At 70.0% G+C, this 15,897-nt stretch carries 13 protein-coding genes; 6 read left to right on the forward strand and 7 right to left on the reverse strand.

Annotated features, from left to right (window positions below; translation table 11 throughout):
* The first annotated feature begins 21 nt into the window (after positions 1-21).
* Positions 22-798, forward strand: coding sequence for an EI24 domain-containing protein (locus AB0O34_RS14270; protein WP_363915777.1), 777 nt, complete (start codon positions 22-24; stop codon positions 796-798).
* Between the two features lie 305 nt (positions 799-1,103).
* Complete coding sequence (locus AB0O34_RS14275) at positions 1,104-2,186, forward strand: DUF4192 domain-containing protein (RefSeq protein ID WP_363915778.1); 1,083 nt, start codon at positions 1,104-1,106, stop codon at positions 2,184-2,186.
* Positions 2,187-2,356: 170 nt separating this feature from the next.
* On the opposite strand, the gene AB0O34_RS14280 is transcribed toward AB0O34_RS14275, so the two are convergent.
* A complete protein-coding gene (locus AB0O34_RS14280; protein WP_363915779.1) occupies positions 2,357-2,701 on the reverse strand; it encodes a hypothetical protein in 345 nt (114 codons plus the stop codon).
* Between the two features lie 219 nt (positions 2,702-2,920).
* Between AB0O34_RS14280 and AB0O34_RS14285 the strand changes: the two genes are divergently transcribed.
* Positions 2,921-3,454, forward strand: coding sequence for a DUF1707 and DUF4870 domain-containing protein (locus tag AB0O34_RS14285; protein WP_363915780.1), 534 nt, complete (start codon positions 2,921-2,923; stop codon positions 3,452-3,454).
* A gap of 99 nt (positions 3,455-3,553) precedes the next feature.
* Here the strand turns inward: AB0O34_RS14285 and AB0O34_RS14290 are convergent, their stop codons facing one another.
* The 5 genes from AB0O34_RS14290 to AB0O34_RS14310 form a co-directional block, all read right to left on the reverse strand.
* The gene (locus AB0O34_RS14290; protein WP_363915781.1) at positions 3,554-4,285 is read right to left on the reverse strand and encodes a septal ring lytic transglycosylase RlpA family protein; all 732 of its coding nucleotides are present in this window, start codon (positions 4,283-4,285) and stop codon (positions 3,554-3,556) included.
* 291 nt (positions 4,286-4,576) lie between these two features.
* Positions 4,577-6,106 carry an ATP-dependent DNA ligase gene (locus AB0O34_RS14295; RefSeq protein ID WP_363915782.1) on the reverse strand — a complete coding sequence of 510 codons (1,530 nt, stop codon included), beginning with the start codon at positions 6,104-6,106 and terminating at the stop codon, positions 4,577-4,579.
* Between the two features lie 421 nt (positions 6,107-6,527).
* Positions 6,528-6,902: an FKBP-type peptidyl-prolyl cis-trans isomerase gene (locus AB0O34_RS14300; RefSeq protein WP_358556935.1), complete on the reverse strand. Its 375-nt coding sequence runs from the start codon at positions 6,900-6,902 to the stop codon at positions 6,528-6,530.
* Between the two features lie 349 nt (positions 6,903-7,251).
* Positions 7,252-9,315 carry a general stress protein gene (locus AB0O34_RS14305; RefSeq protein WP_363915783.1) on the reverse strand — a complete coding sequence of 688 codons (2,064 nt, stop codon included), beginning with the start codon at positions 9,313-9,315 and terminating at the stop codon, positions 7,252-7,254.
* Positions 9,316-9,507: 192 nt separating this feature from the next.
* Positions 9,508-10,947: a GuaB1 family IMP dehydrogenase-related protein gene (locus tag AB0O34_RS14310; RefSeq protein ID WP_363915784.1), complete on the reverse strand. Its 1,440-nt coding sequence runs from the start codon at positions 10,945-10,947 to the stop codon at positions 9,508-9,510.
* A gap of 196 nt (positions 10,948-11,143) precedes the next feature.
* Here AB0O34_RS14310 and AB0O34_RS14315 point away from each other — a divergent pair, with 196 nt between their 5' ends.
* A complete protein-coding gene (locus AB0O34_RS14315; protein ID WP_363915785.1) occupies positions 11,144-11,650 on the forward strand; it encodes an effector binding domain-containing protein in 507 nt (168 codons plus the stop codon).
* An 82-nt stretch (positions 11,651-11,732) separates the two neighbouring features.
* Here AB0O34_RS14315 and AB0O34_RS14320 read toward each other — a convergent pair whose 3' ends face one another.
* Entirely contained in the window at positions 11,733-12,911 is a 1,179-nt protein-coding gene (locus AB0O34_RS14320) for a CaiB/BaiF CoA-transferase family protein (RefSeq protein ID WP_363915786.1), read from the reverse strand.
* A 277-nt stretch (positions 12,912-13,188) separates the two neighbouring features.
* Between AB0O34_RS14320 and AB0O34_RS14325 the strand changes: the two genes are divergently transcribed.
* Together AB0O34_RS14325 and AB0O34_RS14330 are read left to right on the forward strand one after the other, a co-directional pair.
* A complete protein-coding gene (locus AB0O34_RS14325) occupies positions 13,189-14,538 on the forward strand; it encodes an FAD-binding oxidoreductase (RefSeq protein ID WP_363915787.1) in 1,350 nt (449 codons plus the stop codon).
* 13 nt (positions 14,539-14,551) lie between these two features.
* Complete coding sequence (locus AB0O34_RS14330) at positions 14,552-15,811, forward strand: cyclopropane-fatty-acyl-phospholipid synthase family protein (protein WP_363915788.1); 1,260 nt, start codon at positions 14,552-14,554, stop codon at positions 15,809-15,811.
* Positions 15,812-15,897: the final 86 nt, after the last annotated feature.

Below are 15,897 nucleotides of genomic sequence, written 5' to 3' on the forward strand. Positions count from 1 at the left end.
TAAGGCGTTAGCCTGCCGGGCATGAACAGCATGGGCCAGCCCATCCGCCGCGGGATCGGTGGCTTCGCCGACGGGATCAAATACTTCTTCCAGGGGCTCGGCTGGGTCGCAAGGAACCCGCGCCAGTGGCTCTTCGGGCTCATCCCCGCGCTCATCGCGCTGGCCCTCTACATCGTCGCCCTGGTGCTGCTCGGCACCTACGCCGGCGACCTCGCGGCCTGGGTCACCCCGTTCGCGGACGGCTGGAGCGCGGGCGTCCGCGACACCGTGCGGGTCCTGCTGGGTCTCGTCGTCTTCGGGCTCGGCCTCGTGCTGGCCGTCATCACCTTCACGGCCGCCACGCTGGTGATCGGCGATCCGTTCTACGAGAAGCTCTCCGAGCGGGTCGAGGAGAGCATGGGCGGGGTGCACAAGGGCCCCGACGTCCCGATCTGGCGGTCCATCATCCGTTCCTTGCGGGACAGCCTGATCACCCTCGCGTACGTGCTGATGTTCACCATCCCGCTGTTCATCCTGGGGTTCGTACCGGTGGTCGGGCAGACCGTGGTGCCGGTGCTGGGCGCGGCCGTTTCCGGGTTCTTCCTCACCGTGGAGCTGACCACGCTCGCCATGGAACGCCGGGGTCTCGCGCGCAAGCAGCGCTTCGCCCTGCTCCGCGCGGACAAGTCCCCGGCACTGGGGTTCGGCGTGCTGGTCTTCCTGATCTTCCTGATCCCCTTCGGCGCCGTCTTCGCCATGCCCGCCGCGGTCGCGGGCGCCACCATCATGGTCCGCGTACGGCTCGCGCCCCGCGACTGATGCCGGTTCCCCGATCTGTTGACAGGGGAGCGGAGAAGACCACAGGGTTTGGGAGACGCGAAGGGGAGGAGTGCTGGACCAAGGGTGTGGGGGCCTGTACCGGCGGACGCCTTCGGTGCTTGCCCTGTGGATATTCTCGGGTCCCGCCGGTGGGCCTCCGAGTGCGCATACGCGTGTTCCCGCCTGTCAGGCGGTGATGGACCGCGGTCGTCACCTCCCGTTCGATAGGACGTCCTCGAATGTGATTTCCACAGGACGCCGCTCGGCGGGATCGGCCGGTTGTGAGTTCGTGACTCTTGGGGCCCATGACGTCCTCGCCGATCCTCCTCACCTCCCCCGACGACATCCTCGGGGCCGTGCCCTATCTCCTGGGCTTCCATCCCACTGACAGCCTCGTCGTCATCGCCTTCGCGGGCAGAGGCGCGCGTGGCAGGCTGCGCGTCACCACGCGGTGGGACCTGCCGTTCCCCGCCGGAGCCATCGACAGGCTCGTGCCGTTGCTCCGGCGCGAGGAGGTCACCCACACGATCCTGGCCGGGTTCGGCGACGGGGCGCTCGTGACACCGGCCGTCGACGAAGCCGTGCGGCTGCTCGGTGACGCGGGCATCGAGGTCATCGAAGCCCTCCGCGCCGAGGGTTCGCGTTACTGGTCATATGTCTGCGAGCAGATCCAGTGCTGCCCGCCCGAGGGCCGGCCGTACGACCCGGTGGCAGGGCAGGTCGCGGCACACGCCACGCTCGGAGGCCTGGTCGCCCTGCCCGACCGCGAGAGCCTGGAGCGGTCGGTCGCTCCGACCAGGGGGGAGGCGCGGGTCAAGATGCGCGAGGCGACCCGGCTCGTCGCCGCCCACGTGCGCTCCCGGCTCATCGGCACGCCCAAGCCCGAGGAGGTCCCCGCGGAGTTCGTCGCCGAAGGGCTCGCCCGCGTCCGCCGATCGGTCGAGGGCTTCGGCGAGCGAGGGCCGTTGCCCGACCACGAGGCCGCCCGGCTCGGCGTCGATCTCGCCGTGATCCGCATCCGCGACGAGGCGTGGACCCTGATGGCCGACGACACGCAGGACACCCACGTCGCCCTGTGGGCCGACCTCACCCGCAGGCTGGAGCCCCCGTTCGTGCCTCCCGTGGCGTCACTGCTGAGCGCCGCGGCCTGGCGTCGCGGCGACTGCGCGCTCGCCGGCATCGCCGTCGAGCGGGCGCTGGCCGCCGACCCCTCGTACTCCATGGCGAGCCTTCTGGCCCAGGGTCTCCAGCAGCTGATCAGCCCCGAGATCCTCCGTCACCGCATGCCGACCCCGGAAGAGCTGGACGCGAGCATGGGCCCACCCCGAATGGAATGGCTCCATCCGATGCTCGGCCTCCTCGACGACCACACCGTCCCGAGCCGGTAGCCGGTGAGCATGCGTTCGTGACGATCGCCGGAGGGTTTTCCTGCTCGGTTGCCGTGAGGGGTGAATGCCGAGTCGCCGCGTGGGATGAAACCCCGCATCGGTGTCCAGGAATGGCGCGTCGTGGTGATGAGCGGAATGGCTTACTACTGCCTGCTCCTGCTCACGTCTGCTTACTCCTGCGCCGGGCTGTTGCGGCGGCGCTCGTTGTAGGCGCGCATCCTGCCCGGGTAGCCCGTGAGCTGCACGTCGTAGACGGGGAGGGCGAGGTTCCTCGCCACCTTGATGATGACGGCGGGGGAGCCGACCCTCCGGCGCGTCCATTCGCCGTCATGGGCGACGGCGACGGCGGTCGTGTCGGTGGCGAAGGTCTCCGGCTCGACGTAGAACTCCACTCCCCGGCGGGACTTCGCGAAGGCGATCAGTACCTCGATGTCGCCGTCGTTGGCCTCCCGGTCGAACCTGACGATGCTCCGGCCACGTAGCCGACGAATTCCATAGCGATCACGCCATCCCATATCCCTTGTATACCGGGACCGGCTGACAAATGGGTGCCTCCGGGCCAGATCGGGGTCGGGTCGGGGTTGTTCCGGATAGACCGGACTCGCCGCACGTCTAAGAATGGGGTAGACGACTGGTTACGAGGAAAGGTGCGGCCACTGATGGCAGGGGCAGTGAGACCTCCGGCGACACCATCCACCGGAGGGTGGGCGCCAGCGCCTCACCCTCGGCTTCGGGTGACCAACCAGGAACGCGATCAGGTGGTCGAGCACGTCACCGTCGCGTACACCGAAGGCCGCCTCGACAAGGACGAGTTCGACGAGCGGCTTCACCTCGCGATGACGGCGCGCACTCACGCCGATCTCGCACCGATCATGCACGACCTGTATCCCGTGCGGCCCATGCCCCGCGCGCCGCAGTCGCTCCCGCAGATGGGCCCGCACCACACGGCGCCGCTCACGGGTGGCGATCGGCTCGGTGCCGCCGCCGCGCACCTGCTGCCGCTCTGTGGCCTGTCCTTCGTCGGACCCCTGATCATGCTGCTGACCGGGGGAAGAACCTCCCCGTACATCCGTCAGCATGCGGTGGAGTCGCTCAACTTCCACCTGACCATGCTCGGCGCCACCATCGCGTTGCCCTTCACCATCATCGGGGTCGTCCTCATCCCGTTCATCATGATCGGCGCGCTCGTGCTCGGCATCGTCGGCGCCGTGGCCGCAGCCGGCGACACACACTTCCGCTACCCGCTGACCCTCCGCCCGATCAAGTAGCCCGGCACCCTCCGCCAGATCGGGTGGCCCGAGCTCTCGCCAGATCAGGTGAGCCCGGGGCCTCACCCGGTGAACCCTCGTGTGGTCGTAGACCGGCGCCTAGCGGGCCAGTACCGCGTACTTCACTGTCATGGCGCCGGTGGAGAGGCTGCCGATGGTGTCGAAGGCGGCTCGTGACAGGTCCAGGCACCGGCCGCTCACGAACGGCCCGCGGTCGTTGATGCGGACGGTCACGGTCCTGCCGTTCCGAGGGTTGGTCACGCGCACCTTGCTCCCCATGGGGAGCGTCTTGTGTGCCGCCGTCATCGCGTCCGGGTTGAAGCGCTCACCGCTCGCCGTCATCTGGCCCTCGTCGTAGAACGAGGCTCCGCAGCTGCCCGACGAGATGACTTTGGCCTTGGCGGTGGGCTTCTTCGCGGGCTTCGCCGGTTTGACCGGCTTGGCCGCCTTCGGGGGTTCGGCGGCCTCCTTCTGGGTGGCGGCGGCCTTGGCGGCCTCGGCGGTTCCGGCTCCGGAGCTCGTGCTGTGCCGTTCGGACGCGGCGGAGGCGGTACCCGAGGAGCCTGCCTGGGCGAAGGGGGTCCACGGGGTGACCGTGCCGGCCGGCACATCCGCGACGGGTGCGGCGGTGACCGTACGACCGGCCGTCCCAAGCCCGGCGGCGGCGGTGACCGGCGCGTCATCGCCGTTGTCCACGACGATCCAGGCGCCGGCCGACGCTGCCACCACGGCGGTGACGGCGACGGCGGAACGCAGGTGCCGCCTGGCGCCGGTCCTCAGCAGGGGAACTGTCTTCTCGTACCAACGGGTGGGGGAGGCGTGCAGGCCCAAGGGAACCACGGTCCTAGATAGGGGGCAAGGACACGGGACGGCGCGTGCGGACGAGCGTGGGGGAGCCACCAACCCGGATACCTGCCGACCGTCCCATCTACGCATTAGGCGCTAAAAGACCCATTGCGTAATGTCCAGCACCATAACGGACAAATAGGAAGTAAAGACACTCAAAGCACGCGCAAAGTGACGCAAGTCACACCCTGAGTGATCAGATGCGCGCCAGAGCCCCCTCGATGGCGGAGCCGGGCCGGGGGATCGCCGGGTTGGATCGTGTGGTGTGGGCGCCGATCAGAAGAGGAGTTCGCGGACGGAGTCGACGGTGTCGGCCTCTTCGGGGCGCTTGTCGGGGCGGTAGCGCAGTACGCGCGCGAACCTCAAAGCCACGCCGCCCGGGTAGCGCGGGGAACGCTGAACCCCGTCGAAGGCGACTTCGACCACCATCTCAGGCCGTACCGTGACCACCCACTCGTCACTCGGGCCTTCGGCCAGCGCGAGAAACCGCTCGGTCTGCCAGGCCAGCAGCTCGTCGGTGAGGCCCTTGAACGTCTTGCCCAGCATCACGAAGTCGCCCGACTCAGGATCCCTGGCGCCGAGATGCAGGTTGGACAGCTTGCCCTGACGCCGGCCATGCCCCCATTCGGCGGCGAGTACGACGAGATCGAGGGTGTGGCGGGGCTTCACCTTGATCCAGCCCGCTCCTCGCCGTCCCGCGGCGTACGGCGTGGCGGGGGACTTGGCGACCACGCCCTCGTGCCCCCGCCGGAGGACGTCGGCGAAGAACGACATGCCCTCCTCGGGGTCGGCGGTGACCAGGCGCGGGGTCAGCAGCTCGGCGGGTACGGCTCGCGCGAGCGCCGCGTGCCGCTCGCTGTCGGGAAGGTCGAGCAGATCCTCACCGCCGACGCGCAGCGCGTCGAAGAAGAACACGCTCAACGGTGTCGTCTCGCGCAGCCGTGCGATGTCGGTCTTGCTGGCGACCCGGCTCGCGGTCACCTGGAAGGGCTCGGGCCGGCCGTCGGGCCGCAGGGCGATCACTTCGCCATCGAGCACCAGGTCGTCGACGGGCAGAGCCAGCACGGCCTCGGCCAGCTCGGGCACCTTGGCCGTGATGTCGTCCAGAGTCCGGGTGAACACCCTGACCTCGGGGCCCGAGCGGTGCGCCTGCACCCGTACGCCGTCGAGCTTCCACTCCAGGGCCGCGGGGCCGCCGCCCAGCTTCGCCAGGGCCGCCGTCATGTTCGGGGCACTCTGCGCCAGCATGGGCGAGACGGGCCGGCCGACCTCCAGGTGGAACGCGCGCAGGGCTTCGACGCCGCCGGCCAGAGCCGCGGCGCCGACCGCGGGCAGCCAGCCGCGCAGCGTAAGCGCGCGCCGCACCTCGGCGGCGGGAGTGCCGGCCGCCTTGGCGACGGCCTCGATCATGACCCCGTTCAACGCGCCCTGACGCAGCTCGCCACCCAGCAGGCGCAGAAGGAACGACTGCTCCTGGCGGGTCACCGAGCGGAACAGCTCGTCCACAAGCTGCTTCCTGGCCGCCTGGGACCCCGGCCCGGCCTGTGACTTCATGCGGCTGAGGAGATCGTCGACCTCGGTGAGGGACGCGCTGGCGATCTGGCGCGGCTCGGGAAGGTCCTGGAGGCTGCGCCAGCCGACGCCGACCTGGCGTTGTGGAAGCTCACCCGAGAGGTACGCGATGGCGATCTCGGCTTCCTCGGGCTGGACCCGGCTCAGCAACTCGGCGAGATGCCGGATCTTGGCGAGCCGGGCGGAGTCGGCCGCGACGGCAGCCGAGGTGCGCGCGAGGTCGATGAGCAACACAGGTCTCATCGTGCCAGTTCAGCGCGTAGGACGCTCCCGCAGGGAGCGATATAGACGAGATAAGCCGCGAACCTTGCCCATTCCCCGCAAAAGAACCCGCACTCTGAGATCACGAATCCGTGACTCTCGGTGATCAGCGGGGCTGGGTGTGCGGGTGGGTGCCCTCGGTGCGGTGGTGCCTGTTCGGGGCCGGGGGCGTCGCCTTCGTTCCGCTGGGCAGGCCCCTCGTTCCGGTGCCGGGGCGGCGCGATCCGCGGTAAGGGGTTGTGGCCACCGGACCGGTGCCGTCGGGGCCGGTTGGCCGACGGCGGGTCCGCCGTGGGAGCCGCCGGGCCGGATGGCTCGCGGTGTCGCGCGAGCCGATGGGACCGGAGGCTTCCACAGCGTCAGGGCCGGCGGACCCCGGTTGGCGGGCGAGCGGTCAGCTCACGCCGAGGAGGTCGACCACGAAGATCAGCGTCTCACCCGGCTTGATGGCGTTGCCGGCCCCGCGGTTGCCATAGCCGAGGTGGGGCGGGATCGTGAGCCGGCGACGCCCGCCGACGCGCATCCCCGCGACACCCTGGTCCCAGCCGGCGATGACGCGACCGGCGCCAAGCGGGAACTGGAACGAGTCGCCGCGGTTCCAGGACGCGTCGAACTCCTCACCGGTGGAGAACGCGACGCCGACGTAGTGCACGTTCACCATGTGCCCCGCCTTGGCCTCCTCACCGTCTCCCACGGTGATGTCAACGATCTCGAGATCCGCCGGCGCGTCGCCCTCCGGAAAGTCGATCTCGGGCTTCTCGAGTGCCACGTGTTCTCCTTGATTAGAGTGCGCGCCCCCGGTGTGGCATGGAGCGCGCCTGGACTAGGCGTCGACCGCCTTCCGGCCGACCGAACGACTCTACGGGGTCCTGACCGCGGACGGGCGGCGAGGGCCCATTCTGCGATCACTCAAGGAAGCGAGTGCCGGGAGAGCGCCCTTCTGCCTCCTGGACCTTCGTATCCCGATGGGTGACGTGCGGTCCCATCCCCATGAGCCGTCCCCATTGTTCCAGGCCGGCCCGTACGACCGGCCCCACGGCACGCACCTTGTCCGATCAGCGGAGCAGGGCGGCGCGCTACGGGATCAGCCGCGTGCGCGGCGATTCACCGTTGACGGGTCATGGCCTGGGGGACACGTCGTCGCCGCCGGCCGCCGGGGCTGGGGCGATGGGTTCGGCGGGTTCGGCGGGTTCGACCGTCGACGGTTCCGGCGTGGCGGTCTTGGCCTTGGTGGAGCGGGTCGTCGTCGTGCGCCTTGCCCGCGCGGGCTTGGACGGCGCGGCGGCCTGGGAAGCGTCACCTGCCGGAGCGGCGGCGTCGGACGCCCCTGCCGCACTGGCCTCGGTTGCGCTCGTTCCGGTTCCGGTTGCGGTTGCGGTTGCGGTTGCGCTTGCCTCGCGTCCGGTCGCGTCGGCTCCGGGTGCCGCCGGTCGGGTGAGCACGGCTTCGGAGGACGTGCTGACCGGCGATTTCGAAGGCGCGCTCTTCGGCGTGGTCGAAGGCGTGGTCTTCCGCGCGGTGGTACGCCTGGCCGGCTTCGACGTGACGGACAGCGCGGACTCGCCGTCGGCCGGCGGGCTCACCAGGTCGGAGTCCGCGGGCTTGAGGTGGGCCGTCGCGCCGTCCGGGGTGGAGAAGGGGGACTCGTTCTCCGCTGGCGGGCCCGCCGGGCCGGAGTCCACGGGCTTGTCGAGGTCCGCGGGCTTCAGGCGGGCGGTCGTGCCGGCGGGGGTGGCGGTTCGGGGCTTCCTCGCCCTCGCGGGCCGCTTCGCAGGGGCCGATTCCCCGCTGGGGGCGTCGGCCGGCGGGCCGGCGGATTCGGAGGTGGCGGATCCGGTGACCACGGGTTCGGTTGTGGAGGACTTCGATGACGAGGCCGCGAAGAGTTCCTCCGAAGCGGCCGACGACGATGCGGAGTCGTCCTCCGAAGCCGTCGGGGGCGAGGAAGTGAACACGTCCTCCGAAGCCGCCGCGGACGAGGGCGTGGGAGCGTCCTTCAGGTCCGAGGGCGAGGAAAAAACGTCGTTCGAGGCGGCCGGGGATGACGGCGCGGAGACGTCATCAGAAGCCGGGGATGAGAACGAGGGGACGTCGTCCGAGGTGGAAGGGGAGGGGAGGTCGTCCGAGGCCGAGGGCGAGGGGAGGTCGTCCGAGGTGGAAGGGGAGGAGCCTTCGGAAGGCTCGGGGGTGAGGGGCTTGGGTGCGGAGGGTGCTGTGGCGGCTCGTACGGTCGACATCGGGATGGCGACGGTGGCCTCCTCCATGGCCTCGGCCCGTGTTTCCGCCGGACGGGCCGAGCTGGCGGGCGAAGGCATGGTGACGGCGTGGTCGGCCGCCGGGGACGGCATGGTGACGGTCGCTGAGGAGTCGATCGCTGAGGGGTCGCTCGCCGGCGAACCGGTTGAGCCTGGGGACGGGGAGTCCACCGCCGAGGCGCCCGCGGCCTTGGTGTCCCTGGACCGGGCGTCGCCGGTCGAAGCCGGCGTGTCGCCCGAGGGGGAGGCAGAGGTGGGCGGCGAGGCGGAGGTGGAGGGGGTCGAGCTGGACGGCGAGGAAGACGCGGGGGACGCCGAGGGGGTTGCGCTGGACGGTGAGGAAGGCGTGGAGGAAGACGCGGGGGAGGCGTGGCCCGGGAGGGTTTGGTCGGGAGTGGGGAGGGGGCCGCCTGACCGGGGTCGTTCGACCACGATCGTGTCGGCGGGACGGGTGCCGCCTTCCAGCACGGCCAGGGCATCCTCAAGCGCGGCGGAGGGCACCAGGACGTCGTACCGGCCGGCCACGATCACGCTGCGCGAGGTGAAGTCCCGGGTCCCGCCCTTGAACGCGTGGCTGGCGAACCCGAAGGCCGCGCCCATCACGGCGCCCCACAGCACCGCCCAGACGGCGAGCGCGAAGAACGAGGCGGTGGTCGAGGTGAACAGCCCGAGGAACAGGCCCACGACGAGCCCGAAGACCGCGCCGCTGATGGCCCCGGACAGGGCCGCGCGCGCGTTGGTCAGCCGTCCGGTGACCGTCTCCTCAAGGCGCAGGTCGCTCCCGACGATGGCGACGTTGTGGACCGGGTATCCGGAGTCCGATAGCGAGTCGACGGCACGCTGCGCGGCCGGGTAATTGTCATAGCTGACCAGGAGTCGCCGATCAGTGGCGAGAGGTGAGGCCAGTCCGGGGGACGAACCGATCATGGGGGGATTCCGCCTTCGCGGTCAGGGGGTTCACTTGCGGCTCCGCACTACCCGAAGGAGGCGGATTATCACCAGCTCCTGTGCGGCTGAAGGCCTCAAGGAGCTGGGTCGTCACCAATTCTGGTGCAGCGGCGCGCCTCCATGAGACGGGTTGTCCCGAACTCTGGGTTAGCGGTGAGTTTTGAGGTGTTGTCACCAGCTTTGGTGGAGGGGCATGCCTTCTGAGTAGCCGGAGGAGCTTTGGATGCCGACCACCGCTCGCTCGTGGAACTCCTCCAGCGTGGTGGCGCCGGAGTAGGTGAGCGACGAGCGCAGGCCGGCGACGATGGCGTCGATCTGGTCCTCGACGCTCGGCCTGGCCGGGTCGAGGTACATGCGCGAGGTCGAGATGCCCTCCTCGAACAGCGCCTTGCGGGCGCGCTCGAAGGGCGTGTCGTCGGCGGTGCGCAGGCGTACGGCCCGGGCGGAGGCCATGCCGAAGTTCTCCTTGTACCGTCGCCCGTTGGCGTCGGTGTGGGCGTCGCCGGGCGACTCGTACGTGCCCGCGAACCAGGACCCGATCATCACGTTGGACGCGCCTGCCGCGAGGGCCAGGGCGACGTCGCGCGGGTGGCGTACGCCGCCGTCGGCCCACACGTGCCTGCCGAGGCTCCGGGCCTCGGCCGCGCATTCGAGGACGGCGGAGAACTGCGGCCGTCCGACACCGGTCATCATCCGCGTGGTGCACATGGCGCCCGGTCCGACCCCGACCTTGACGATGTCGGCGCCCGCCTCGATCAGGTCGCGTACCCCTGCCGCGGTCACGACGTTCCCGGCGGCGACCGGGACGCCCGGCTCCAGGGCCCGTACGGCGGACAGCACGGAGAGCATCTTCTCCTGGTGGCCGTGCGCGGTGTCGACGACCAGGCAGTCGACCCCCGCGTCCAGGAGCTCCTTGGCCTTGCCGGGGACGTCGCCGTTGATGCCGACGGCGGCGGCGACGCGCAGCCGGCCCCCGGCGTCCAGGGCGGGCTCGTACAGCGTGGCGCGCAGCGCGCCGGTGCGGGTGAGGACCCCGACAAGGCGTCCGTCGCCGTCGACGACCGGGGCGAGGCGGTGCCGCCCGCCGTGCAGCATCTCGAACGCCGCCCGAGGATCGGTGCCCGCGGGGATGGTCATGGGGGAGACCGACATCACCTGGGAGAGCTGGGTGAACATGTCGACCCCGTGGCAGTCGGCCTCGGTGACGACGCCGATCGGCCGGTTCTCCCAGTCGACCACGATGACCGCCCCGTGCGCCCGCTTGGGCAGGAGGTTCAGCGCCTCACCGACGGTCTCGTGCGGGGTCAGCGTGATCGGCGTGTCGTGGACGAGGTCGCGCTTCTTGACCCAGTCGACGACTTCGGCGACGACGTCGAAGGGGATGTCCTGCGGGATGACGGTGATGCCACCGCGCCTGGCGATGGTCTCGGCCATGCGGCGGCCGGCCACCGCGGTCATGTTCGAGACCACGATGGGGATGGTGGTGCCCGTGCCGTCGCCGGTCGACAGGTCGACGGCGAGCCGCGACCCGACGGCCGACCGCGTGGGGACCATGAAGACGTCGCTGTAGGTCAGGTCGTAGATCGGGGCCTGATCGTTGAGGAATCGCACGTTGGTTCAGCCTATGCGATTCATGGGGAACAATGGGATTCCCCAGCTCAGCTGGGTGATATGTCCTTGGTTGAGCTCATCGGCCACCCCTTCAGACTCCTCTGTGCGCGATGATCGAGACGGCGATCGTCCGGTCCGGATACATTGACGGCGCGAGCGAGTCATGCGGACGGGTGGCCCTGGAGTTGGAGGCGCTATGATCATCGTTGCACGGCCCGAGGTGCTCGTCGTCGGCTACGCCATGCGCACCAACAACGCGGCGGAGGCCGATCCGTCGCGAGCGCAGCTGCCGGGCCTTTGGGCGCGCGCGGGAGCGCCGGGAGCCTTCGCCCACGTCCCCGGGCGCGTCGACGAGAACCTCTACGCCGTCCTGATCGACTACGAGAGCGGTCACCAGGGGTCCTACACGCAGATCGTCGGCGTGGCGATCCGCACGGCGGCGGGGCTGCCCGAGGGCATGGTCGCCGTCCGCGTGCCGGCCGTCCAGTCGCTCAAGGTCGAGGCGCACGGCCCGATGCCGCAGGCGTTGATCGAGGCCTGGCAGCAGGTATGGAGGCACACCGAAGGCGGCGGGCTTCCGGCGCGGGCGTTCACCACCGACCTGGAGGTCCACCACCGGGCGGGAGTCGATCTCTACCTCGCCGTCCTCCCCGGCCACAACCCCATCCCGGCCGGTCACGGCAGGGAGCGCGCCCAGGCGTAGGCGGTCCGCCGTCACAGCCGTCCCTGCAAAGTCCCTTCGAGGCCACAGCGGTCGCTCCGGGGCGCTTTAGGGCACGGCGGTGTCAGGCCAGGACCCCCGCCTCGCGCAGCGCCTTGGCGCGCTCGTCGGGCAGGCCCCATGCCGACAGGTCGTGCAGGCGGGTCGCCTGGGCGAGGTCGCTCCGGCCGCTGCCGAGCAGGCGCGGCGCGGGCGCGGGCTGGGTGACGCCGCCGACCTCGACGAACGTGCCCCTCGCGGCGTTGTGCGGGTGGCGGGCGGCCTCGCCCATGTCCAGCACGGGCGAGACGCACGCGTCCGAGCCGTCGAAGATCTCCTCCCACTCGGCGCGCGTCCTCGACTTGAACGCCGCCGCCAGCCGCTCGCGGATCTCGGGCCAGTTGGCGCGGTCGTCGCGGCTGGGCAGGTCAGTGAGGCCCGTCTTGCTCACCAGCTCGGACCAGAACGCCGGCTCCAGCGCGCCGACCGCGACGTGGCGCCCGTCGGCGGTCTCGTAGGTGTCGTACATCGGCGCGCCGGTGTCGAGCAGGTTGGTGCCGCGCGGGCCCCACAGGCCTGCCTGGGCGCTGTGGTAGAACATCGCGAACAGGGTGGCCGCGCCGTCGACCATCGCGGCGTCGATCACCTGCCCCCGTCCGGTGCGCTCGCGCTCGAACAGGGCGAGCAGCACTCCGTACGCCAGCATCAGCCCGCCGCCCGCGAAGTCGCCGAGGATGTTGATCGGCGGAGTGGGCTTGCCACCCTCGCGTCCGAGCATCGACAGGATGCCGGCGATCGCGATGTAGTCGATGTCGTGCCCGGCGGTCGTCGCGAGCGGGCCGTCCTGGCCCCAGCCGGTCATCCGGCCGTAGACGAGCCGCTCGTTGACGGCCAGGAGATCGCCGGGCCCGATGCCGAGCCGCTCGGCCACGCCGGGACGGAACACCTCGATGACCACGTCGGCGCCCGCGGCCAGCTCCTTGAACGCGGCCACGCCCTCGGGCGACTTCAGGTCGAGGCCGATTGTGCGCTTGCCGCGGTCCATCACGTCCGTACGGGGGCGGTCGCCGGATCTGGCCACGGTGGCGACCCGGTCGACCCGCAGGACCTCCGCGCCGTGGTCGGCGAGCATCATGCCGGCGAAGGGCCCCGGCGCGAGGCCGGCCAGCTCCAGCACGCGCACCCCGGCCAGGGGACCTGGGCGCCCGCCGCCTTCGTGCCGCCTGACGTGCTCTTTCGGGTCCGTGTCGCCGTTGTTGCTCATTGGTGTCTCCTCGGGTGCGATGTCGACGATAGACGGCACCGTGCGAGCGAAGCAAACGCTTGGTATCGTTCGACCGGGCGGGACCCCGGCCACCTGCGACACGACGCTAACCCCTGCGTGAACGCGTTTCGAAGGGGGGCCCTGAGTTTGCGCGGGTTTAACGTGTCTACTCTGGTCGGTGGTCATCTCAGGAGATAGCGTTCTAGCGACGATCTCCACACACTTAGTTCTAGGGGGTGGTGGCATGCCAGATCGCACGGTGAGGACAACCGCCCAGATGACAGCCCATCGCAGGGCGGTCGAGCAAATCAGGGAGTCCTACACCGCCCTCCCGGAGGGGGCCTCCCCGCGGCTGTCGAAGCCGACCACGAACCTGTTCCGCTTCCGCGAGCCAGGCAAGGCGGCCAAGCTTTCCGCGCGCGATCTCGACAAGGTCATCCAGGTCGACCCGGAGACCAGGACCGCCGAGGTCCAGGGTATGACGACCTACGAGCGCCTCGTGGACGCCACGCTGCCGTCCGGGCTCATGCCGTATGTCGTGCCGCAGCTGAAGACGATCACTCTGGGCGGGGCCGTGACCGGGCTCGGCATCGAGTCGTCGAGCTTCAAGCACGGGCTGCCGCACGAGTCGGTCGAGGAGATGGAGATCCTCACCGGCGACGGCCGCATCGTGGTCGCCAGGGCGGACAACGAGCACAGCGACCTGTTCCACGCGTTCCCGAACTCCTACGGCACGCTCGGCTACGCCCTCCGGCTGCGCATCAAGCTCCTCCCGGTGCAGCCCTTCGTACGGCTGACGCACATCCCCTTCTCCGACGCCGACAAGTGCATGCTCGCCATGCAGGAGATCTGCGACAGCGGGGAGTACGACGGGGAGAAGATCGACTTCATCGACGGCACGTTCTTCACCCCCGGCGAGATGTACATCACCGTGGGGCAGTTCGCCGAGCGCGCGCCGTACGCCTCCGACTACACCGGTATGCGCATCTACTACCAGTCGATCCGCACCCGCACCCGCGACTGGCTGACCGTGCGCGACTACCTCTGGCGCTGGGACACCGACTGGTTCTGGTGCTCGCGCGCGTTCGGCGTGCAGCAGCCGCTGGTCCGCTCGCTGATGCCGAGGCGCTGGCTGCGGTCCGACGTCTACCGCAGGCTCGTCGGGCTCGACCAGAAGTACGGCGTGACCGCCCGCGTCGACCGCTGGCGCGACAACCCGGTGCACGAGTCGGTCATCCAGGACGTCGAGGTGCCCGTCGAGCGGGGCGCCGACTTCCTTGAGTTCTTCCACGACCAGGTGGGCATGACCCCTGTCTGGATGTGCCCGCTGAAGGCCACGGGTGAGTGGCCGGTCTACCCGCTGGAGCCGGGAAAGCTCTACGTGAACTTCGGATTCTGGGGCATGGTCGCCCTGCCGCGCGGACAGTTCGACGGTTACCACAACCGGCTCATCGAGAACTCCGTGCACGAGCTCGGCGGCCACAAGTCCCTGTATTCGACATCTTTTTACCCCCGCGAGGAGTTCTGGCGTCTCTACAACGGTGACGCCTACTGGCCGGTCAAACGGGCGTACGACCCCGGAGGGCGGCTGCTCGACCTCTATGACAAGTGCGTACGGGGGCGTTGAGGAGGTTGGTTCGATGAGACTCGCCCAGATCTTCGAGAAGATCGTTGGGTCCGAGGCGAACGTCGAGTTCGCCGCGTACGACGGGAGCAAGGCAGGCCCGTCGGACGCCGCCGTGCGCATCGAGGTGAAGTCCCCGATAGCGGTGGCATACCTGGCACAGTCCCCGGGGGAGATGGGGCTCGCGCGCGCCTACATCGCAGGCCATATCGACGTGCACGGTGACATGTACACCCTGCTGTCGGAGATGGCGCAGATCACCCTGAACGACATGCCGATGAAGGAGAAGATCGCGGTCGCCCGGTCGCTCGGGGTGAAGCCGCTCCTGATGCGGGTGCCACTGCCCGCCCAGGAGGTCCGCCAGAGCGCGCTGGCCAGGCTCGGCAGCCGTCACGCCAAGCAGCGTGACGCCGAGGCGATCCACCACCACTACGACGTCTCCAACCGGTTCTACGAGTGGGTGCTCGGCCCGTCGATGGCCTACACCTGCGCCGTGTTCCCCGAGGACGGCTCGTCGCTGGAGGAGGCGCAGTACGCCAAGTTCGACCTCGTCGCCAGGAAGCTCGACCTCAAGCCGGGCATGCGCCTGCTCGACGTCGGCTGCGGCTGGGGCGGCATGGTGATGCACGCGGCCAAGGAGTACGGCGTGAAGGCCGTCGGGGTCACGCTGTCGCGCCAGCAGGCCGAGTGGGCACAGAAGGCGATCGCCGAGGCGGGGCTGTCGGAGCTGGCGGAGGTCCGCCATCTCGACTACCGCGACGTCGCCGAGGGCGACTTCGACGCGGTCAGCTCGATCGGCCTCACCGAGCACATCGGCAAGGACCAGCTCCCCGGCTACTTCCGCTTCCTGTACGGCAAGCTCAAGCCGGGCGGGCGGTTGCTCAACCACTGCATCACGCGGCCCACCGGCACCGAGCGCACCATCAATAAGGGCGGCTTCATCAACCGCTACGTCTTCCCCGACGGCGAGCTGGAGTCCGTGGGCCACCTCATCCGCGAGATGGAGGACATCGGGTTCGAGATCCGCCACGAGGAGAACCTCCGGGAGCACTACGCCAAGACCCTGGAGGGGTGGTGCGCCAACCTCGACGCCCACTGGGACGAGGCGGTCACCGAGGTCGGCCAGGGCACCGCTCGCGTCTGGCGGCTCTACATGGCCGGCTGCATCGTCGGCTTCGAGCGCAACAAGGTCCAGCTCCACCAGGTGCTCGGCGTCAAGCTCGGCAAGAACGGCGAGTCCGGCGTCGCGCTGCGCCCCTCGCTCGACTGGCCCTGACCGTGCGCTGATCGGCCGAAGGCTCCAGCCGGCCGGTCACGACACCGTACGTACGATCCGGCGCCCCGCCTGGTGGCAGGCGGGGC

The sequence above is a fragment of the Sphaerisporangium sp. NPDC088356 genome, assembly GCF_040685555.1.
In the GTDB taxonomy this organism is placed as follows: domain Bacteria; phylum Actinomycetota; class Actinomycetes; order Streptosporangiales; family Streptosporangiaceae; genus Sphaerisporangium.